17 protein-coding genes and 1 pseudogene are annotated in these 21,298 nt (G+C 54.0%); 13 read left to right on the forward strand and 5 right to left on the reverse strand.

Annotated features, from left to right (window positions below; genetic code table 11):
* The first annotated feature begins 44 nt into the window (after positions 1 to 44).
* From yrfG to hslO, 3 genes are read left to right on the forward strand one after another with little or no spacing between them, the layout of a single operon-like run.
* Positions 45 to 713 carry a GMP/IMP nucleotidase gene (gene yrfG, locus OGX66_RS03150; protein ID WP_003023533.1) on the forward strand — a complete coding sequence of 223 codons (669 nt, stop codon included), beginning with the start codon at positions 45 to 47 and terminating at the stop codon, positions 711 to 713.
* Positions 714 to 723: 10 nt separating this feature from the next.
* A complete protein-coding gene (gene hslR, locus OGX66_RS03155) occupies positions 724 to 1,125 on the forward strand; it encodes a ribosome-associated heat shock protein Hsp15 (protein WP_003837900.1) in 402 nt (133 codons plus the stop codon).
* Positions 1,126 to 1,149: 24 nt separating this feature from the next.
* Complete coding sequence (hslO, locus tag OGX66_RS03160; RefSeq protein WP_286510885.1) at positions 1,150 to 2,028, forward strand: Hsp33 family molecular chaperone HslO; 879 nt, start codon at positions 1,150 to 1,152, stop codon at positions 2,026 to 2,028.
* Between the two features lie 109 nt (positions 2,029 to 2,137).
* Here hslO and OGX66_RS03165 read toward each other — a convergent pair whose 3' ends face one another.
* Positions 2,138 to 3,856, reverse strand: a complete 1,719-nt coding sequence (locus OGX66_RS03165; RefSeq protein WP_286510887.1) for a DUF4153 domain-containing protein — start codon at positions 3,854 to 3,856, stop codon at positions 2,138 to 2,140.
* Between the two features lie 378 nt (positions 3,857 to 4,234).
* Here OGX66_RS03165 and pckA point away from each other — a divergent pair, with 378 nt between their 5' ends.
* Positions 4,235 to 5,857 carry a phosphoenolpyruvate carboxykinase (ATP) gene (gene pckA / locus OGX66_RS03170; RefSeq protein ID WP_003023529.1) on the forward strand — a complete coding sequence of 541 codons (1,623 nt, stop codon included), beginning with the start codon at positions 4,235 to 4,237 and terminating at the stop codon, positions 5,855 to 5,857.
* A 74-nt stretch (positions 5,858 to 5,931) separates the two neighbouring features.
* Here the strand turns inward: pckA and envZ are convergent, their stop codons facing one another.
* Both envZ and ompR read right to left on the reverse strand, forming a co-directional pair.
* Complete coding sequence (envZ, locus tag OGX66_RS03175; protein WP_003837891.1) at positions 5,932 to 7,284, reverse strand: two-component system sensor histidine kinase EnvZ; 1,353 nt, start codon at positions 7,282 to 7,284, stop codon at positions 5,932 to 5,934.
* Positions 7,281 to 8,000 (reverse strand): osmolarity response regulator transcription factor OmpR, encoded by a 720-nt coding sequence (gene ompR, locus OGX66_RS03180; RefSeq protein ID WP_001157751.1) that lies wholly within the window; start codon positions 7,998 to 8,000, stop codon positions 7,281 to 7,283. Before ompR ends, envZ begins: the two co-directional genes overlap by 4 nt.
* Positions 8,001 to 8,225: 225 nt before the next feature.
* Here ompR and greB point away from each other — a divergent pair, with 225 nt between their 5' ends.
* The 6 genes and pseudogenes from greB to OGX66_RS03210 all read left to right on the forward strand — a co-directional run.
* Positions 8,226 to 8,699, forward strand: coding sequence for a transcription elongation factor GreB (gene greB / locus OGX66_RS03185; protein ID WP_003023524.1), 474 nt, complete (start codon positions 8,226 to 8,228; stop codon positions 8,697 to 8,699).
* A gap of 98 nt (positions 8,700 to 8,797) precedes the next feature.
* Positions 8,798 to 11,131 carry a Tex family protein gene (locus tag OGX66_RS03190; RefSeq protein WP_003023521.1) on the forward strand — a complete coding sequence of 778 codons (2,334 nt, stop codon included), beginning with the start codon at positions 8,798 to 8,800 and terminating at the stop codon, positions 11,129 to 11,131.
* 375 nt (positions 11,132 to 11,506) lie between these two features.
* Positions 11,507 to 11,734 (forward strand): ferrous iron transporter A, encoded by a 228-nt coding sequence (gene feoA, locus OGX66_RS03195; RefSeq protein WP_003023519.1) that lies wholly within the window; start codon positions 11,507 to 11,509, stop codon positions 11,732 to 11,734.
* Between the two features lie 18 nt (positions 11,735 to 11,752).
* Complete coding sequence (gene feoB / locus OGX66_RS03200; protein ID WP_286510889.1) at positions 11,753 to 14,071, forward strand: Fe(2+) transporter permease subunit FeoB; 2,319 nt, start codon at positions 11,753 to 11,755, stop codon at positions 14,069 to 14,071.
* Positions 14,072 to 14,082: 11 nt separating this feature from the next.
* Positions 14,083 to 14,319 carry a [Fe-S]-dependent transcriptional repressor FeoC gene (gene feoC / locus OGX66_RS03205; RefSeq protein WP_003023516.1) on the forward strand — a complete coding sequence of 79 codons (237 nt, stop codon included), beginning with the start codon at positions 14,083 to 14,085 and terminating at the stop codon, positions 14,317 to 14,319.
* A 161-nt stretch (positions 14,320 to 14,480) separates the two neighbouring features.
* Positions 14,481 to 15,212: pseudogene (locus OGX66_RS03210) on the forward strand (Rpn family recombination-promoting nuclease/putative transposase); the annotation flags it as partial.
* Between the two features lie 45 nt (positions 15,213 to 15,257).
* On the opposite strand, the gene bioH reads toward OGX66_RS03210, so the two are convergent.
* The gene (gene bioH / locus OGX66_RS03215) at positions 15,258 to 16,028 is read right to left on the reverse strand and encodes a pimeloyl-ACP methyl ester esterase BioH (RefSeq protein WP_286510890.1); all 771 of its coding nucleotides are present in this window, start codon (positions 16,026 to 16,028) and stop codon (positions 15,258 to 15,260) included.
* Positions 16,029 to 16,065: 37 nt separating this feature from the next.
* Between bioH and gntX the strand changes: the two genes are divergently transcribed.
* From gntX to gntT, 3 genes are all read left to right on the forward strand, one after another.
* A complete protein-coding gene (gntX, locus tag OGX66_RS03220) occupies positions 16,066 to 16,749 on the forward strand; it encodes a DNA utilization protein GntX (RefSeq protein WP_003023511.1) in 684 nt (227 codons plus the stop codon).
* 58 nt (positions 16,750 to 16,807) lie between these two features.
* The gene (nfuA, locus tag OGX66_RS03225) at positions 16,808 to 17,383 is read left to right on the forward strand and encodes a Fe-S biogenesis protein NfuA (RefSeq protein WP_003023509.1); all 576 of its coding nucleotides are present in this window, start codon (positions 16,808 to 16,810) and stop codon (positions 17,381 to 17,383) included.
* Positions 17,384 to 17,751: 368 nt separating this feature from the next.
* Positions 17,752 to 19,068 carry a gluconate transporter gene (gntT, locus tag OGX66_RS03230; RefSeq protein WP_003023507.1) on the forward strand — a complete coding sequence of 439 codons (1,317 nt, stop codon included), beginning with the start codon at positions 17,752 to 17,754 and terminating at the stop codon, positions 19,066 to 19,068.
* A gap of 137 nt (positions 19,069 to 19,205) precedes the next feature.
* Here gntT and malQ read toward each other — a convergent pair whose 3' ends face one another.
* The gene (gene malQ, locus OGX66_RS03235) at positions 19,206 to 21,293 is read right to left on the reverse strand and encodes a 4-alpha-glucanotransferase (protein WP_032937252.1); all 2,088 of its coding nucleotides are present in this window, start codon (positions 21,291 to 21,293) and stop codon (positions 19,206 to 19,208) included.
* Positions 21,294 to 21,298 lie beyond the last annotated feature (5 nt).

A 21,298-nucleotide genomic window follows, 5' to 3' on the forward strand; every position in this document is an offset into this window, starting at 1 on the left:
TATGCTACTCTGTCGCGCATCATGTTTTCTTGTGGGGAGTTTCCATGCATATCAATATTGCCTGGCAGGATGTCGACACCGTGTTGTTAGATATGGACGGCACGCTGCTCGACCTGGCATTCGATAACTATTTCTGGCAAAAACTGGTACCGGAAACCTATGGCGCGAAGCAGGGTATCTCTCCCCAGGAAGCCCAGGACTATATTCGTCAGCAGTATCATGCCGTGCAGCATACGCTAAACTGGTACTGCCTGGATTACTGGAGCGAGTGCCTGGATCTGGATATTTGCGCCATGACAACGGAACAGGGACCACGCGCCGTTTTGCGTGAAGATACCGTACCGTTTCTTGATGCCTTAAAAGCCAGCGGCAAGCGCCGTATTTTGCTCACCAACGCGCATCCGCATAATCTGGCGGTGAAGCTGGAGCATACCGGTCTGGCCTCACACCTTGATTTATTACTTTCCACCCACACATTTGGTTATCCCAAAGAGGATCAGCGGTTATGGCACGCTGTGGCTGAAGAAACGGGAATGAGTGCAGAGAAGACGCTGTTTATTGACGACAGCGAACCCATTCTCGACGCCGCTGCTCTGTACGGTATTCGTTACTGCCTCGGCGTAACCAATCCCGACTCCGGCATCGCCGAAAAGCAGTACGCACGCCATCCGTCACTGAATGACTACCGCCGACTGATCCCCTCACTGATGTGAAGGAGACGCCATGAAAGAAAAGCCCTCTGCTGAAGTCAGGCTGGATAAATGGCTGTGGGCTGCACGCTTTTACAAAACGCGTGCGCTAGCCCGCGAAATGGTTGAAGGCGGTAAGGTGCACTACAACGGCCAGCGCAGTAAGCCGAGCAAGATTGTCGAGCTGAACGCCACCCTCACCCTTCGCCAGGGAAATGACGAGCGAACGGTCATTATCAAGGCCATTACCGAGCAGCGTCGCCCGGCAACGGAAGCCGTTACGCTGTATGAAGAAACCGCGGAAAGCGTGGAAAAACGCGAAAAAATGGCGCTGGCGCGTAAACTTAACGCGTTAACCATGCCGCACCCGGACAGACGACCGGACAAGAAAGAGCGCCGCGACCTGTTACGATTTAAACATGGCGACAGCGAGTGACTGTCACCTGCAAGAGAGATGATTATGCCGCAACATGACCAATTACATCGTTATCTGTTTGAAAACTTTGCCGTGCGCGGCGAGCTGGTGACCGTTTCGGAAACCCTGCAACAGATCCTCGAAAATCATACTTATCCGCAGCCGGTCAAAAACGTACTGGCTGAGCTGCTGGTTGCCACCAGCCTGCTCACCGCTACGCTGAAGTTTGCCGGTGATATCACTGTGCAGTTGCAGGGTGATGGTCCGCTGAGCCTGGCCGTCATCAACGGCAACAACAATCAGCAGATGCGCGGCGTGGCCCGCATGCAGGGTGATATTCCTGAAGATGCCGATTTGAAAACCCTGGTGGGCAACGGCTACCTGGTGATCACCATTACCCCGGAAGAAGGCGAGCGTTATCAGGGCGTGGTCGGTCTGGAAGGTGACACGCTGGCAGCCTGTCTGGAAGACTACTTCATGCGTTCCGAACAGCTGCCGACACGCCTGTTCATCCGCACTGGCGATGTTGATGGCAAACCCGCTGCTGGCGGAATGCTGCTGCAAGTGATGCCGGCGCAAAACGCACAGGCAGATGATTTCGATCACCTGACCGCCCTGACCGAAACCATCAAGGCCGAAGAGCTGCTGACGCTGCCGGCCAACGAAGTGCTGTGGCGCCTATACCACGAAGAAGAGGTTACTCTCTACGATCCGCAGGACGTTGAGTTCAAATGCACCTGTTCACGCGAACGCTGCGCAGGCGCACTGAAAACGTTGCCGGACGAAGAAGTTGACAGCATTCTGACGGAAGAAGGCGAGATCGATATGCACTGCGATTACTGCGGTAGCCACTATCTGTTTAACGCCATGGATATTGCAGAGATCCGCAGCAACGCCTCCCCTGCCGATCCACAGGTGCATTAATCACCGTCTTGCCTGAAGGCGCGGCGCTTATCAGGCCTACGGAAAAACTGTCGTAGGCCGGATAAGGCGTTCGCGCTGCTATCCGGCAAAAACGCGGTCGGCAACACACTCACTCGGTGTAATAAGTCATCGGTAGTCTTTTGCCATCAATAGTGATATCCCGCCAGATTCTGGGGGCTGACCCCAGTTGCTGATTCGCCACCGCCTGCAGCAATTTATCCTGATTGAATCCTTCAGGTAGCCTGGCAACAGCTAACAAATCCCATTTGTTTTTCTGCATGCCGAAGACCAGACTCTCCCCATCGCCAAAAGCATATAGCACCTGCTCAGGATGACCATCCGCATTGAGGTCCTGACTCACCAATACGCACGCATTCTGCTCAGCACAAGAGGTGATGCGATACCCCTGTGCTTTGACAAACGTCCAGAACGCATCGTCTGGCTTCTCGCTCCCCGGAGCAATCACAACCTTCGATACTAACTGTGTTGCGGTTAGCTCTTTAACCGGATCCCGGCTCCCTTGCAGCAGAGAATTCAAGTCGCGTCTGCGCTTACTGTCTTGATTAAACGCCACATCTTTTTGTAATGCTTCCAACGCTGCGCGCCCCGGTTTTCCGCTGTGATCCAACATATACAGGCTGACCTGATCCGGTTTGATTTTCCCGCTGTGATACAGCCCCATATGGCTGTTAACGCTGATACGCCATGCATCAATAACCGGCGACGACAGCAGAACCAACAGCCCCAACGCCAGCAACGAAACGCCGAGAATGACCTTTCCCTGAATCTCAAGTGGGTTGTGTCCCCGGCGTAAAATGCTGGCCAGATAGCCAAACGACCATACCAGCAGTACCACGACCACCAGCACGCCATACAAACGCTCAGGCGTCCAACCGTACTGCTGTATTCGCACCCACAGTGACCAACCGGCAATCAGCATATAGATGGGCGCGACAACCAGAGAGCATTTGATCAGGTAGCGTAACGCGCCAGGATAGGGTAACGCCTCTTTTTGCGGTTCACGCACGATAGCCATCAACAGCAACAGGAGCAGCGTCAGCGTTGACATCAATCCGGCCGCAGACACGCGTTGCGAAATAGCCTCCAGTCCGGTGAAGGGCAAGGTCAGTATGAACATCAGCGCCAACAGCGCGACCAGAGGTAACAGACCGGTGGCAATAAACGTCAGTAATTTTTGTACCGCCGTGACCAGACGCGACTGTGTACGAGCCAGTACCACTGCCAGTGCGGTAATCAGACCAAAGGCCACATAGCCAAACCAGTCGGTATCAAAGAAGAGCGTGCTGAAGAAGGGAATACCGACCAGCTTAAACATCTCGCTCCATAGCAGGAGCACCAGCCAGAACAGACCGTTGGCGACAAAGACAATCAGCAACGTCAACGCATTAAGCCACAATTGCCGATAAAAATGCGGGTAACGCGCCTGCTCACGAGAGACATGAAGCGAGTACTGAATCCAGGGCAAGGCAAGCATCGCCATCAGCAGTAAGCGCCAACCGTAGAACATAAAAACTTCATGTTGCCGCCACTTATCACTGTCCTCGACTTGCCACTTTAGCCAGACGCTCATCGCCAGCACCACAACAAAGATCAGCGCCATCCAATACCACAGCGCGCGTTGTTTGAAAGAAACGACAGTAAGCAAAAGTGCCGAGGTGATCGCAATCGTCGCTGGCATGCCATAGAACAGCCAGCCGTCGTTATGGGGCACCAGATATGTCATCAGCAGGTAGCATAATGCCCCCTGCAGCAGGCCGATAAATATCATGCCCAAACGCGTCGTACGTGAAATTTCAGCACTATCCATGTCAGTTTCCAGAATGAAGGGAAAAGCTAATTATCGCATCAACTTCACAATTTTGAGCATTGGTAGGCTGATTTCAGACTAACGCGACGGGAAGTGAATCGATATTGTATATGTATGAGTTACGTTATTTTCTTACGTGAATGCGATTACACTCACAAGATTCCCGCCAAAAACACTCTTCATTAACGTTTTAAGAACATTTTCCACAACAAAAAAGGGTTTCCTGCCATAATATCCGCCTCTTTGTGACAGGAGTCGCAGCGTATTCGGTAACCCGTGATTTTCCCGGATGCGTAAATCTATGAGCCTTGTCGCGGTTAGCAATCCCTAAAAAACCTTACTATTCCAGGTAATACATATTGGCTAAGGAGCAGTGAAATGCGTGTGAACAACAGTTTAACCCCGCAAGATCTCAAGGCTTATGGTATCAATGACGTTCAGGATATCGTTTACAATCCAGACTACGACACGCTTTTCCAGGAAGAACTTGATCCAAACCTGGAAGGTTATGAACGTGGCGTGTTAACGAATCTGGGCGCCGTTGCCGTTGATACCGGTATCTTTACCGGACGTTCGCCAAAGGATAAGTACATTGTCCGTGACGACACCACGCGCGACACGCTCTGGTGGTCAGACAAAGGTAAAGGTAAGAACGACAACAAACCGCTCTCCCCGGAAACCTGGCAGCATCTGAAAGGATTAGTTACCCAGCAACTTTCCGGCAAGCGCCTGTTTATCATTGATGCATTCTGCGGCGCTAACGCCGATACCCGTCTTTCCGTGCGCTTCATTACCGAAGTTGCCTGGCAGGCGCATTTCGTCAAAAACATGTTCATCCGCCCAAGCGACGAAGAGCTGGTTGATTTTAAACCGGATTTCATCGTGATGAACGGCGCTAAGTGCACCAACCCACAATGGAAAGAGCAGGGTCTGAACTCTGAAAACTTCGTGGCTTTCAACCTGACTGAGCGTATCCAGCTGATTGGCGGCACCTGGTACGGCGGCGAAATGAAGAAAGGTATGTTCTCCGTGATGAACTACCTGCTGCCGCTGAAAGGCATTGCCTCCATGCACTGCTCGGCAAACGTCGGGGAAAAAGGTGATGTGGCAGTCTTCTTTGGCCTGTCCGGTACCGGTAAAACAACGCTGTCCACCGATCCGAAACGCCGCCTGATTGGCGATGACGAACACGGCTGGGATGACGACGGCGTGTTTAACTTCGAAGGCGGTTGCTACGCGAAGACCATCAAACTGTCTAAAGATGCCGAGCCGGAAATCTACAACGCGATCCGTCGTGACGCGCTGCTGGAAAACGTCACCGTGCGCGAAGATGGTTCCATCGACTTCGACGACGGTTCCAAAACTGAAAACACCCGCGTTTCCTACCCGATTTATCACATCGATAATATCGTTAAGCCAGTGTCAAAAGCGGGTCATGCGACCAAAGTGATCTTCCTGACTGCCGACGCATTTGGCGTGCTACCGCCGGTTTCTCGCCTGACAGCAGACCAAACTCAGTACCATTTCCTGTCTGGCTTCACCGCCAAACTGGCCGGTACCGAACGCGGCGTTACCGAACCGACCCCAACCTTCTCTGCCTGCTTCGGCGCAGCATTCCTGTCTCTGCACCCAACGCAGTATGCAGAAGTGCTGGTGAAACGTATGCAGGCGGCAGGTGCGCAGGCGTATCTGGTTAACACCGGCTGGAACGGTACTGGCAAACGTATCTCTATCAAAGATACCCGTGCGATTATTGACGCCATCCTGAACGGTTCGCTGGATGACGCAGAAACGTTCCGTCTGCCGATGTTTGACCTGGCTATCCCGACCGAGTTGCCGGGCGTGGATACGCGCATTCTCGATCCGCGTAATACCTACGCGTCTCCAGAGCAGTGGCAGGAAAAAGCCAATGCACTGGCGAAACTGTTTATCGAGAACTTCGAGAAATACACCGACACCCCTGCGGGTGAAGCGCTGGTTAGCGCCGGACCGAAGCTGTAACGAAAAATGCCGGATGGCGGTTGCCACATATCCGGCCTACAGCAACAAAAAGGGAGGCATTTCGCCTCCCTTTCTTATACGTCTTTCGTGATACCCTGCGCGCGAGTGAAAGGAACCGGAAGCCATGCACGAATCGACAACCCACCACGTTCACTGGTACCAATCTCCAGCATGCCGTTATGGTTATCGATAATACGTTGCACAATCGCCAGACCCAGCCCCGTGCCGCTGGTACTGCGCGCGCTGTCGCCGCGGACAAATGGCTGGAACAGGTGCTTACGCTGCTCCGGCTTGATGCCCGGACCATCATCTTCTACCTGGAACCAGGCGCGATGCGTCTCCGTACCGCTACTGACCTTAATCCAGCCGTTGCCGTAACGGGCGGCGTTAACCACCATATTGGCAACCGCACGCTTGATCGACAGCGGGTGCATCTTCACCTGAATGGCGCCAGGCTGCAGCGCAGTTTCGATTTCACGTTCGTAGCCGCTTTCTGCCGCAACCACTTCACCCAGCACCGAGTTCAGATCCGCCATCTCCATCGGCATCTCCTGACCGGTACGCAGGTAATCGATGAACTGCTCGATGATGGCGTTACACTCTTCGATGTCCTTATTGATGGACTCCGCAAGATAACCGTCCTCTTCGCCCATCATTTCCGTTGCCAGACGAATACGCGTCAGCGGAGTACGTAAATCGTGGCTCACGCCCGCCATTAACAGCGTACGGTCATCGGCCAACTGCTTCACACCTGCGGCCATATGGTTAAAGGCTCGGGTTACGGAGCGCACCTCTGAAGCGCCATACTCCCGCAACGGCGGTGGAATGATACCTTTCCCCACCTGCAGCGCCGCATGTTCAAGATCCACCAACGGTCGGTTCTGGATACGGATAAACAGCCACGCGCCACCGATAGCCAGCAGCATAATCGCCAGCGTATAGCGGAACAGCGGTGAGAAATCGCCTTGATGAATTTCCGTAAGCGGCACACGTACCCAGATGTTGGGCGACAGCCAGGTTTTCAGCCATACAACCGGCGAGCTTTTGTTTACCTCAACGCGGACTTCCGTTGGGCCACCCAACTGCTGCGCCATCTGATGGCTTAAGAATTCATAGTGTTGCGCCCAACGCAGTCCGGCTTCTTCAGCGGCCTCGTTGGAATAGAGGGAAATACCCAGCTCACGATAAATTTCCCGACGGAATGCGGGCGGCACCACCAGTTGCGTACCGTCCTCCAGCTGTAGTTTATCGGTCATCAGCATACGAACTTCGTAGGCCAGGACCTTATTAAACTGCTGGAGGCTCGGCAGAATCGCGAAGTTCAGCACTACCAGGTAAGTCGTCACCAGGCTGGCAAACAGCAAGGTGACGATGAGCAATAACGTGCGGGCAAACGAACTTCGTGGCGAGAAGCGCATTCGCCTCATGCTTTAGAACCGTCCGGAACAAAGACGTAGCCCAGACCCCATACGGTCTGAATGTAGCGTGGATGCGCCGGATCTTCTTCCACCATGCGACGCAGACGGGAAATCTGGACGTCGATAGAACGTTCCATCGCAGAATATTCACGACCACGGGCCAGGTTCATCAACTTGTCGCGGGACAGCGGCTCACGCGGATGGCTAACCAGTGCTTTCAGCACTGCAAACTCACCGCTGGTGAGCGGCATAGGCTCATCTTCACGGAACATTTCACGCGTACCGAGGTTCAGTTTGAACTTACCAAACGCAATGACCGCTTCTTCCTGAGAAGGCGCGCCCGGCAGTTCATTCGCCTGACGGCGCAGGACTGCGCGAATACGTGCCAGCAGTTCACGCGGGTTAAACGGTTTCGGAATGTAATCGTCAGCGCCGATTTCCAGTCCAACGATACGGTCCACTTCTTCGCCCTTCGCCGTAACCATAATGATCGGCATCGGGTTGCTTTGGCTGCGCAGGCGACGGCAAATAGACAGGCCATCTTCTCCCGGCAGCATTAAATCCAGCACCATCAGGTGGAAAGACTCACGGGTCAGCAGACGATCCATCTGCTCAGCGTTTGCGACGCTTCGAACCTGGAAGCCCTGCTCGGTCAGATAACGCTCCAGAAGCGCACGTAAGCGCATGTCGTCATCGACCACCAGAATCTTATAGTTCTCTTGCATTGTTATTACTCCCAAAGGTTCGCAACAATTAAGTGTATATTCTTAAGAAAGCTAACGTGAGTCACCAGCGAATTCTGGTATGAATTCCAGGCTAAATTGTTACAAAGCATATTAAACAGCAGCTTAAGTATACAATGTTTCTCGCAATACATTATTTATTCTGTTGATATGCTCACGTAATACTAATTGTGCGCATCATCACAGAGTCGAAGGTAAAACAATAAGATGAAAACGCCCCTGATAACCCGTGAAGGGTATGAAAAACTCAAACAAGAGCTGAATTATCTCTGGCGTGAAGAGCGCCCGGAAGTCACCAAAAAAGTTACCTGGGCCGCAAGTCTGGGTGACCGCAGCGAAAATGCCGACTACCAGTATAATAAAAAGCGCCTGCGTGAGATCGACCGCCGCGTCCGATATTTGACCAAGTGCATGGAGAATCTGAAAATCGTCGATTACTCCCCGCAGCAGGAGGGCAAAGTCTTCTTTGGCGCATGGGTTGAGATTGAAAATGACGATGGCGACATCCGCAAATTCCGTATTGTTGGCTACGATGAGATCTTCGGTCGTAAAGATTACATCTCTATCGACTCACCAATGGCGCGAGCGCTGCTGAAAAAAGAAGTCGGCGATCTCGCAGTAGTAAACACTCCTGGTGGCGAAGCCAGCTGGTACGTGAACGAGATTGAATACGTTAAGTGAGACCGGAACAATCCGAAGCCCCGGCAGATGGCTGGCATTTTTGTCAGTCAATCCGTATAACTATCCCCTGATTTTTTATCCTATAGACGAAGCTATCCATGATGAATGATTCTTTCTGCCGCATTATCGCAGGTGAAATTCAGGCTCGTGCTGAACAGGTAGAAGCTGCCGTTCGCCTGCTTGACGAAGGGAACACCGTGCCGTTTATCGCACGATATCGTAAGGAAATCACCGGCGGTCTGGACGATACGCAACTGCGTAATCTGGAAACCCGTCTGGGATATCTGCGTGAACTGGAAGACCGCCGTCAGGCAATCCTGAAATCTATCGGCGAGCAAGGCAAACTGACCGACGACCTGGCGAAAGCGATCAACGGCACGTTAAGTAAGACCGAACTCGAAGATCTCTATCTGCCGTACAAACCTAAGCGCCGTACCCGTGGACAGATCGCCATTGAAGCAGGCCTTGAGCCGCTGGCAGACCTGCTGTGGAACGAGCCGTCTCACGACCCGGAAACAGAAGCCGCTAAATATCTCAACGCCGACAACGGCGTGGCGGATACCAAAGCGGCCCTCGACGGCGCACGTTACATCCTGATGGAACGCTTCGCTGAAGATGCCGCGCTGCTGGCGAAAGTGCGTGACTATCTGTGGAAGAACGCGCATTTGGTTTCCACCGTGGTAAGCGGTAAAGAAGAGGAAGGCGCGAAATTCCGCGACTACTTCGATCACCACGAACCGATCTCTACCGTGCCATCCCACCGTGCGCTGGCCATGTTCCGTGGCCGTAACGAGGGCGTGCTTCAGCTTTCGCTGAATGCCGATCCGCAGTTCGATGAGCCACCGAAAGAGAGCCACGGCGAGCAAATCATTCAGGATCACCTTGGCCTGCGACTGAACAACGCACCGGCAGACAGCTGGCGTAAAGGCGTTGTAAGCTGGACATGGCGAATTAAGGTGCTGATGCACCTCGAAACCGAACTGATGGGCACCGTGCGCGAACGCGCGGAAGATGAAGCAATCAACGTCTTTGCCCGTAACCTGCATGACCTGCTAATGGCGGCTCCGGCCGGCCTGCGCGCCACCATGGGCCTCGATCCCGGCCTGCGTACCGGCGTGAAGGTGGCGGTTGTTGACGGTACCGGTAAGCTGGTCGCGACCGACACCATTTATCCACACACCGGTCAGGCCGCCAAAGCCGCCGTTGCCGTTGCGGCGCTGTGTGAAAAATACAACGTTGAGCTGGTGGCGATTGGTAACGGTACAGCGTCGCGCGAAACCGAGCGCTTCTTCCTCGACGTGCAGAAACAGTTCCCGAAAGTCACCGCGCAGAAAGTGATCGTCAGCGAAGCCGGGGCATCGGTTTACTCGGCTTCCGAGCTGGCGGCGCAAGAGTTCCCGGATCTCGACGTTTCATTGCGTGGCGCAGTGTCTATCGCCCGTCGTCTGCAGGATCCGCTGGCTGAGCTGGTGAAAATCGATCCGAAATCGATCGGTGTGGGCCAGTATCAACACGACGTTAGCCAGACACAACTGGCGCGTAAGCTGGACGCGGTGGTGGAAGACTGTGTGAACGCCGTCGGCGTCGATCTAAATACCGCTTCCGTTCCGCTGTTGACCCGCGTGGCCGGCCTGACACGCATGATGGCGCAAAACATCGTCGCCTGGCGCGATGAGAACGGTCAGTTCCAGAACCGTCAGCAACTGCTGAAAGTCAGCCGTCTGGGGCCAAAAGCCTTTGAACAGTGCGCAGGCTTCCTGCGCATCAACCATGGCGATAACCCACTGGATGCCTCCACCGTTCACCCGGAAGCCTATCCGATTGTGGAACGCATTCTGGCCGCTACCGAGCAATCGCTGCGTGACCTGATGGGCAACAGCAACGAACTGCGCAATCTGAAAGCCGCCGATTTTACTGACGAACGCTTCGGGGTGCCGACCGTCACCGACATCATCAAAGAGCTGGAAAAGCCGGGTCGCGATCCGCGTCCTGAATTTAAAACCGCGCAGTTTGCCGATGGTGTCGAAACCATGAACGATCTGCTGCCGGGAATGATCCTGGAAGGGGCGGTCACCAACGTCACCAATTTCGGCGCGTTTGTTGATATCGGCGTTCATCAGGATGGCCTGGTGCATATCTCTTCGCTGTCGAATAAGTTCGTCGACGATCCACACACCGTGGTGAAAGCGGGCGACATTGTGAAGGTGAAAGTGCTGGAAGTGGACCTGCAACGTAAGCGTATCGCGCTGACCATGCGTCTGGACGAGCAGCCGGGTGAAACCAATGCGCGTCGCGGCGGCGGGAATAACGATCGCACTCAGGGCAATCGCCCAGCGCCAAAAGCGGCGAAACCGCGTGGTCGTGACGCCCAGCCTGCGGGCAACAGCGCGATGATGGATGCGCTGGCGGCGGCAATGGGTAAAAAGCGCTAAGTTTAAACCGTGTGCCGGATGACGGAATCAATACCTTATCCGGCATATTTAATATATCCCCCGCTTTTCACCACAATATATTTATCACTTTATTAACAGATGAAACCTTAATTAAACATTAAGATTCTCAATAATTACCTCCGCGAACCATTCTTTCCCTACCAGAATAAATATTGAGGAATATCAAAATTGGCTCAAATTATTATCCAATTGTACATTCCGTCACATTTATTCTATTGATGATAGAAACCATTCTCATTATCATTGTTTTGTTGATTATTTACTCTTTCCTTACGTTGGCTAATCATCTGGTCTCATGCCGCCCTATCGCCCCATGAGGTAATCATCCAGTTAGCGAGATATAAGTAGGTCCCTATGCAATTCACTCCTGACAGTGCGTGGAAAATTACCGGCTTTGCCCGTGAAATCAGCCCGGCTTATCGTCAGAAACTGTTGTCACTTGGCATGCTGCCCGGCTCCTCCTTCAACGTGGTACGCGTCGCCCCGCTCGGCGATCCTATCCATATCGAAACGCGTCGCGTAAGTCTGGTATTGCGTAAAAAGGATTTGGCGTTATTAGAAGTGGAAGCGGTTTCCTGTTAATACAGTGAGTCTATAAAAATGAAAAAACTAACCATTGGTTTAATTGGTAATCCTAATTCCGGCAAGACAACCTTATTCAACCAACTCACCGGCGCGCGCCAGCGTGTAGGCAACTGGGCTGGCGTTACCGTGGAGCGTAAAGAAGGTCATTTCGCCACAACGGACCATCAGGTCACGCTGGTGGATTTACCCGACACCTATTCTCTGACGACAATCTCATCCCAGACCTCTCTCGATGAGCAGATTGCCTGCCACTATATTTTAAGCGGCGACGCGGATCTGTTGATCAACGTGGTCGATGCTTCAAACCTTGAACGCAACCTCTATCTGACGTTGCAACTGCTTGAGTTGGGCATCCCCTGCATCGTCGCGTTGAATATGCTGGATATCGCTGAAAAACAGCAAATCCGTATTGATATCGACGCCCTCTCAGCACGTCTTGGCTGCCCGGTGGTTCCGCTGGTTTCCACCCGCGCCCGCGGCATTGAAGCGCTGAAGCTGGCGATCGATCGCTACAAAGAAAACGACACTGTCGAGCTGGTCCATTATGCCCAGCCGTTGCTGCAGGAAGCGGATTCCCTCGCCGACGCGATGGCCAAAGATATGCCGCTCAAACAGCGCCGCTGGCTGGGCCTGCAGATGCTGGAAGGCGATATCTACAGCCGCGCATATGCGGGTGATGCCGCGCAAAATCTCGATGCCTCCATCGCACGCCTGAGCGAGACTATGGACGATCCGGCGCTGCACATCGCCGATGCGCGCTATCAGTGCATTGCCGCTATCTGCGATACCGTCAGCAATACTCTGACGGCAGAACCGAGCCGTTTCACCACCGCGGTAGATAAAATCGTTCTCAACCGCTTCCTCGGGCTGCCGATTTTCCTGTTCGTGATGTACCTGATGTTCCTGCTCGCCATTAACATCGGCGGCGCGCTGCAACCATTGTTTGACGTTGGCTCCGTAGCACTCTTTATCCATGGTATTCAGTGGATTGGCTACACGCTGCACTTCCCGGACTGGCTCACTATCTTCCTGGCCCAGGGCCTTGGCGGCGGGATTAACACCGTGCTGCCGCTGGTACCGCAAATCGGCATGATGTACCTGTTCCTCTCCTTCCTTGAAGACTCCGGCTACATGGCGCGCGCCGCGTTTGTGATGGACCGTCTGATGCAGGCGCTGGGACTGCCGGGCAAATCGTTCGTCCCGCTGATCGTCGGCTTTGGCTGTAACGTACCGTCCGTGATGGGCGCACGTACGCTGGACGCCCCGCGTGAGCGTCTGATGACCATCATGATGGCGCCGTTTATGTCCTGCGGCGCACGTCTGGCGATTTTCGCCGTCTTTGCCGCGGCGTTCTTTGGTCAGAACGGCGCACTGGCGGTCTTCTCGCTGTACGTACTGGGTATCGTGATGGCTGTGTTGACGGGCCTGATGCTCAAACACACCATCATGCGTGGTGAAGCAACACCGTTCGTGATGGAGCTGCCGGTATACCACGTGCCGCACATCAAGAGTCTGATCATTCAGACCTGGCAGCGCCTGAAAGGCTTCGTTCTGCGTGCAGGTAAAGTCATCATCATCGTCAGCATTTTCCTCAGCGCGTTTAACAGTTTCTCGCTGAGCGGGAAAATCGTCGATAACATCAACGACTCTGCTCTGGCCTCCGTTAGCCGTGTTATTACTCCTGTGTTTAAACCGATTGGCGTTCACGAAGATAACTGGCAGGCAACCGTAGGTTTGTTCACCGGCGCGATGGCGAAAGAAGTGGTGGTGGGTACGCTGAACACGCTCTATACCGCGGAAAACATTCAGGAAGAAGAGTTCAACCCGGCAGATTTCCACCTTGGTGACGAGCTGCTCGGCGCAGTGGATGAAACCTGGCAAAGCCTGAAAGACACCTTCAGCCTGAGCGTACTGGCTAACCCTATCGAAGCCAGCAAGGGCGACGGCGAAATGGCGACGGGCGCAATGGGCGTGATGGGCGAGAAATTTGGCAGCGCCGCCGCCGCGTACAGCTACCTGATCTTTGTTCTGCTGTATGTGCCGTGCATTTCAGTGATGGGCGCTATCGCACGTGAATCCAGCCGTGGCTGGATGAGTTTCTCGATTCTGTGGGGGCTGAATATCGCTTATTCACTGTCAACGCTGTTTTATCAGACGGTCAGCTACAAAGAGCACCCGACCTACAGCCTGGTGTGCATTTTAGCGGTCATCCTGTTTAACATCGTGTTGCTGGGCCTGCTGCGTCGAGCTCGCAGCCGCGTGGACCTCGCACTGCTGGCAACCAACAGAACGGCGAGTTCCTGCTGTTCCAGCACGACTGGCGATTGCCACTAAGGTTATCGACAATGGCATCACTTATTCAGGTTCGTGATTTATTGGCTTTGCGGGGGCGCATGGAGGCGACACAAATAAGCCACACGCTGCATACCCCGCAGCCCATGATTGACGCCATGCTGAATCAGTTAGAAAAGATGGGCAAAGCGGTGCGGATTCAGGAAGATGCCGACGGGTGTCTTTCCGGAAGCTGCAAAAGTTGCCCGGAAGGTAAAGCCTGCCTGCGCGAGTGGTGGGCTTTGCGCTAATCAGATGCTCTTTGCCGGATGGCGCTACGCTTATCCGGCCTACAAATGATGCAAACGTCCAGGCCGGATAATTCGTTTATGCAGATATCCGGCTTTTTTGCGTAATGGATTCCACATAGATTTCATTATTTCAGCAAAAAAGATCTATCCTCCAGCCAGCTACCCGCGAAGGTGATGGTTACATTTACACCATTATTGAACATCAAAGCAGCGCCGATGCTCACATGGCATTTCGGCTAATGCGCTATGCCATTGCCGTAATGCAGAGGCATCTGGACGCGGGCCATAAGAAACTACCGTTGGTGATCCCCCTACTTTTTTATCATGGTACCGTCAGCCCATATCCCTATTCACTTTGTTGGCTGGACGAGTTTGATGACCCGGAGTCCGCAAGACAACTTTATAGCACCGCGTTTCCACTGATCGATATCACCGTTGTGCCCGATGACGAGATTATGCAGCACCGCCGGATGGCGCTGCTGGAGCTCATCCAAAAACATATCCGTAAACGCGATTTGATGGGGTTAGTAGAAAAACTCGCCATCCTGCTTGTTAAAGGACACGCTAATGACAACCAGTTGAAAGCCCTGTTTAATTACCTGATGCAGGCCGGGGACACCGCGCGTTTTAGCGAATTTATTCACCAGGTCGCCGAACGTTTACCTCAACACAAGGAAAAGTTGATGACTATTGCCGAAAGATTACGTCAGGAAGGGCACCTTAATGGTCTTCAGGAAGGTCACAGGAAAGGGTTACAAGAGGGGTTACAAACGGGCAAACGAGAGGAAGCTTTGCGCATCGCGACGACCATGCTAGCGGATGGTATCGACAGATTAACAATACTCAGAATTACCGGGCTTAGCGCTGAAGACCTGCCAGCACAACCCCATTAATTTCATGCCCGGCAAGCGCGACGCTACCGGGCAAATCAACAGGGGCTATAGCTGGTGTTTTAACGCCACCAGCGCTGAGCAGAACTCCGCCGGATGCGAGATAAACGGCGCATGCGCCGCCTTAGCAAACACCAACGACTCGCTCTGCGGCCACAGGGCATCCAGCATCGGGACGACTTTGCGCGGCACCAGGCCATCAAGATGGCCGTATAGCCGCAGGAAAGGCATTTCCACCATGCACAGCGGTTCTCGCAGATCGACCGTTTTCAGGATCTCCAGCCCGCCATTAAGCACCTCGACGTCCGGCATGGGTAAAGCCAGCACCGTTTTCTTCAACGCTCGCGCATCCTGACGCGCGGTTTCCGTACCCATCGTTTGCAATGCCAGAAAACGCTCCACTGTACGCTGGAAATCTTCGCTCAGCTGCTGCTGGAAGCCTGCCAGCACCTCTGGCTTGATACCCGGCCACTCATCCCGCGCGCTAAAGCAAGGGGAAGACGCGACGGTCACCAGCGCCTGAACACGCTCAGGATGCGTTAGGGCTACCTGACTCGCGACCAGCCCGCCCAAACTCCAGCCGAGCCAGATAGCTTTCTCCGGTGCCTGTTTCAATACCCGCTCAGCCATCTCTTCCAGCGACATTGCACCGAAACCCTGGCTACGACCAAATCCCGGTAAGTCGACAAGATGCAGCGTAAAATGCGAACTCAGTTCCTCGCTTATGCAATGCCACACTTGCGCATTCAGTCCCCATCCGTGCAGCAGCACAAGATGGCAATTTCCCGAACCCTGGGTCTGCCACCAGATGTCATTCATCAGTTATTGTTCTCTTTTAGCCTGAAAGGATGCATCTATGCTAACAGTACCGGGATTGTGCTGGCTATGCCGAATGCCCCTGACGTTAGGGCATTGGGGGATCTGCTCAGTCTGTACGCGGGCAACGCGCCAACACGCCAGCCTATGCCCCCAATGTGGACTCCCTGCCGCTCATACCGTCATTCCCTGTGGGCGCTGCCTGCAAAAACCGCCGCCGTGGCAGCGGCTGGTCACCGTCAGCGACTATGTTCCGCCGTTGAGCGGGCTTATCCACCAGCTCAAGTTTTCGCGACGCAGCGAAACAGCCTCCGCTCTTTCGCGTTTGCTGTTGCTGGAGGTACTACAGGCCCGGCGCGTCAGCGCCCTTCCTCTGCCGGACAGGCTGGTCAGCGTCCCGCTCTGGCAACGTCGACACTGGCGCAGAGGGTTTAATCAGAGCGATTTACTGTGCCGTCCGCTTGCACGCTGGCTGGGTTGCGACTGGGACAGCCAGACCGTCTCGCGGGTTCGGGCAACCGCCACGCAGCACCATCTCAGCGCCCGATTACGTAAACGTAACCTGAAAAATGCCTTTCGCCTTGAATTGCCGGTGCAGGGACTCCATATGGTTATTGTGGATGATGTCGTCACTACCGGAAGTACCGTCGCGGAAATCGCGCAGCTGCTTTTACGCAACGGCGCGGCGACTGTCCAGGTATGGTGCCTGTGTCGAACCTTGTAGAGCCTCGATGATGGGCGTATTATAACCAAGTAAAATAGTCAACTATTAGGCCATTACTATGATCCATATTTCCGATGCTGCACAAGCGCACTTTGCCAAACTGCTGGCAAATCAGGAAGAAGGGACACAAATCCGCGTATTTGTGATTAATCCCGGCACGCCTAACGCTGAATGCGGCGTTTCTTATTGTCCGCCGGACGCCGTGGAAGCAACCGACACCGCCATTAAATTTGACCTGCTGACCGCATATGTTGATGAACTGAGCGCACCGTATCTGGAAGATGCAGAAATCGATTTCGTTACCGACCAGTTAGGCTCCCAGCTGACCCTGAAAGCACCAAACGCCAAAATGCGTAAAGTTGCCGATGATGCGCCGCTGATGGAACGCGTGGAGTACATGCTGCAATCGCAGATCAACCCACAGTTGGCTGGTCACGGTGGTCGCGTATCTCTGATGGAAATCACCGATGAAGGCTACGCCATTCTGCAGTTTGGCGGTGGCTGTAACGGCTGTTCAATGGTCGATGTGACGCTGAAAGAAGGTATCGAGAAGCAGCTGCTGGCTGAATTCCCTGAACTGAAAGGCGTTCGCGATTTAACCGAACACCAGCGCGGCGAGCACTCTTACTACTAACGACCAGACTTGTAGGCCCGGTAAGACGCATCCGCGTCGCCACCGGGCATCGATGCCGGATGGCAGCGTAAACGCTTTATCCGGCCTACGCCCTTACATTTCTCTGCACGCACCCTGTAATAATACCCCGCATAATTTGACCAGCCTCTCATAATTTAAATTTTGCCTGCCCAGGTGATTTTCAAGCGCTACATGTTACCCGTATCATTCGTATCAGCACCTAACACACACATAATAGTCCGCTAAACTGATTAGTTTTGCAGGCAACCAGCATTGGTGCTGAGAATACTCTGTTCCCGGTCGGGACAATCGGAATTTGTCATCTAAACACTGACGTTACCCATAACAAAGTTAAGGCCAGGTAAATCATGCCATTAGTCATCGTTGCTATCGGTGTAATCTTGTTACTCCTCCTGATGATCCGTTTCAAAATGAACGGCTTCATCGCTCTCGTCCTGGTGGCGCTTGCTGTCGGATTGATGCAAGGGATGCCACTGGATAAAGTCATCGGTTCAATTAAAGCCGGCGTCGGCGGAACCCTTGGCAGCCTCGCCCTGATTATGGGTTTTGGCGCCATGCTGGGCAAAATGCTGGCGGACTGCGGCGGCGCACAGCGCATCGCAACCACCCTGATTGCTAAATTCGGCAAAAAACATATTCAGTGGGCGGTGGTATTAACCGGCTTCACCGTTGGTTTTGCCCTGTTCTACGAAGTTGGTTTCGTACTGATGCTGCCGCTGGTGTTCACCATTGCCGCTGCTGCCAATATCCCGCTGCTGTACGTTGGCGTGCCAATGGCTGCGGCACTGTCCGTAACGCACGGCTTCCTGCCACCGCACCCGGGTCCAACCGCTATTGCCACCATTTTCCACGCAGATATGGGTAAAACCCTGCTGTTTGGTACGATTCTGGCAATCCCGACCGTTATTCTCGCCGGTCCGGTATACGCACGTTTCCTGAAAGGCATTGATAAGCCAATCCCAGAAGGTCTGTACAGCGCAAAAACCTTCACTGAAGAAGAGATGCCAGGCTTTGGCGTCAGCGTCTGGACCTCTCTGGTCCCGGTTATTCTGATGGCGATGCGCGCCGTGGCGGAGATGATTCTGCCGAAAGGTCATGCTTTCCTGACGGTTGCAGAATTCCTCGGTGACCCGGTCATGGCAACGCTGATTGCAGTGCTGATTGCGATGTTCACGTTTGGTCTGAACCGCGGACGTTCGATGGATCAGATTAACGACACACTGGTGTCTTCAATCAAAATCATCGCGATGATGCTGTTGATTATCGGCGGCGGCGGTGCCTTCAAACAGGTCCTGGTTGATAGCGGCGTGGACAAATACATCGCTTCAATGATGCATGGCTCTAACGTGTCTCCGCTGCTGATGGCATGGTCTATCGCTGCAGTACTGCGTATCGCATTGGGTTCCGCAACCGTTGCAGCGATCACCGCTGGTGGGATAGTGGCGCCGCTGATTGCAACAACCGGCGTAAGCCCTGAGCTGATGGTTATTGCGGTTGGTTCCGGTTCTGTCATCTTCTCCCACGTGAACGATCCAGGCTTCTGGCTGTTCAAGGAGTACTTCAACCTAACCATCGGTGAAACCATCAAGTCATGGTCAATGCTGGAAACCATTATCTCCGTCTGCGGTCTGGTAGGGTGTCTGCTGCTGGGTATGGTGGTTTAATCGAGACAGTTTGTAGGCCGGATAAGGTAAAGCCGCCATCCGGCAATGTGCGTCAGAATTACCTGATGGCGCTGCGCTTATCAGGCCTACGTGCTACGAACTATCACCATAAAAAAGCCGGGGAAATCCCCGGCTTTTTACTTCTTCTTCGCCGCCGCTTTTCGCCGCTTATCCAAATCCTTAATCAGCTTATTCACTCTCTCATCGGCAAACATCTGCTCCAGCGTGGCGGTGAGCTTACGCCGCCAGTTTTTGTACTGGTCGCTGGTCCCCGGAATGTTGACCGGTTCAGCCATATCCAGCCAGTCTTCCGGTTGTAGGCCCAGCAGCGCACTGTTGCTGTCAGCGATGTAGCGTTGCATGCCGCGATTAAGAATCGGCGTCATCGACATCAGGGATGCCTTGTGACCGGCACGTTTTGGCAGGCAGCCGTATTTGTGCAGCGCGTCCAGCAGCCCCTGTTTCGCCAGTTCTCGGTCCTGATACAACCCGCGCAGCACGACTTCATCCGGATACAGGCCCAGTGCTTTACCCAGCGTCAAATCGCCGCTATCCCAATAACCTTTAAGCGTAGGAAGGTCATGCGTCGCCGCGACTGCCATTGATTGTTCCGGGTACGCTTTCGGCGTACGGAAGTTTTTCTCATGGTCATTCTCGAAATAAAGCACTTTGTAGGAGTACACGCCGCTGTCACGCAGCTTGCTGACGATCTCCACTGGCACAGTACCCAGATCCTCACCAATTACCATGCAGTGATGACGTTTACTCTCCAGCGCCAGAATTGAAAGCAGGTCATCGACCGGATAGTGCACGTAAGCGCCGTGATCGGCAGTTTCACCGTAGGGGATCCACCACAGACGCAGCATCGACATAACATGGTCGATACGCAGCGCACCGCAGTTCTGCATATTGGCGCGCAGCAGTTCGATAAACGGTTCGTAGGCGCGTGCCGTAATGATGTGCGGATCCATCGGCGGCAGCCCCCAGTTTTGTCCGAGTGGACCGAGAATATCCGGCGGCGCACCAACCGAGGCTTTCAGGCAATACAGCTCGCGGTCACACCAGGTTTCCGCCCCACCTTCGGCCACGCCAACCGCCAGATCGCGATACAGTCCAATCGGCATCGCAAAACTCTGGCTGGTTTTCCAGCAGTCAGCAAACTGGGTATACGCCAGCCACTGTAACCACAGGTAGAAATCCACATCGTCACGATGTTCTTCGCAGAAGCGTTTTACCTCTGGCGAGTCCACTGACTGGAAAGCTTCCGGCCACACCGGCCATCCCCAGCGCAATGCGTCCTCTTTCACCTGATGCGCATGCAGCGCATCAAAGGCTGCCTGCCAGTAGAGGCTGTCCCCTTCCTGAGACACAAACTGGCGAAATGCCGCCATCTGCTCGTCATCACGTGCGGAGAAGCTTTTCCACGCCATACGTAGCGCCGTCATCTTCAGTGCAGTAACGGCAGAATAATCAACCCACTCGGCATCGCGCGCACGTTGCAGAGCTTGCTGAGTCGCGGGTTTCTGCCACCACGCCTGCGCCTCTTTACTCAGACGGAAATCGTCTACGGCGTTCACATCAATATAAATCACGTTCAACCAGCGGCGTGAAGACGGGCTGTACGGGCTGGCGCTCTCCGGGTTAGCCGGATACAGCGCGTGAATAGGATTAAGCCCGATAAACGCGCCGCCGCGTTGCGCCACATCTACCAGCATGGCGCGGAGATCGCCAAAGTCGCCAATCCCCCAGTTCTTTTCTGATCGCAGGGTGTAGAGCTGAACGCATGCGCCCCACAGCTTCTGCCCGGCTAACAGCGCCTGCGGTTCATAGCAGCGCTTTGGCGCCACGATGATACGACAATGGGTACGCAGCTCGCCCTGGGTCAGGGTCAACGTGTGATACCCCTCCGGCAGCTTCGCCGGAAGAGTGAAAGATTTACCGCCGACGGCATGCCCTTTGTGCTGCACGCCCTCTTCGGTGGTCAGCAGCCAGTTAAACTCTCCGCTTCCCTCAACCGCCAGCGGCATTTTCTTGCCAGCGGTGTAGACCATGACATTCGGCACCGGAGTTACCGCCACCTGAGTGGCAGCGGTGGTGCGATGCATGGCGTCAAGCAAACGCCGTTTGGTTTCGGCACCAATAGACTGCGGTTTACCGTGGGCATTAATGTAATTGGGGCTGATCCCCGCCGCCAGCGCGGCATTATCCAGACGTTTGCTTTCCATCGCGA

The organism is Citrobacter sp. Cf072 (genome assembly GCF_030334485.1).
In the GTDB taxonomy this organism is placed as follows: domain Bacteria; phylum Pseudomonadota; class Gammaproteobacteria; order Enterobacterales; family Enterobacteriaceae; genus Citrobacter; species Citrobacter freundii.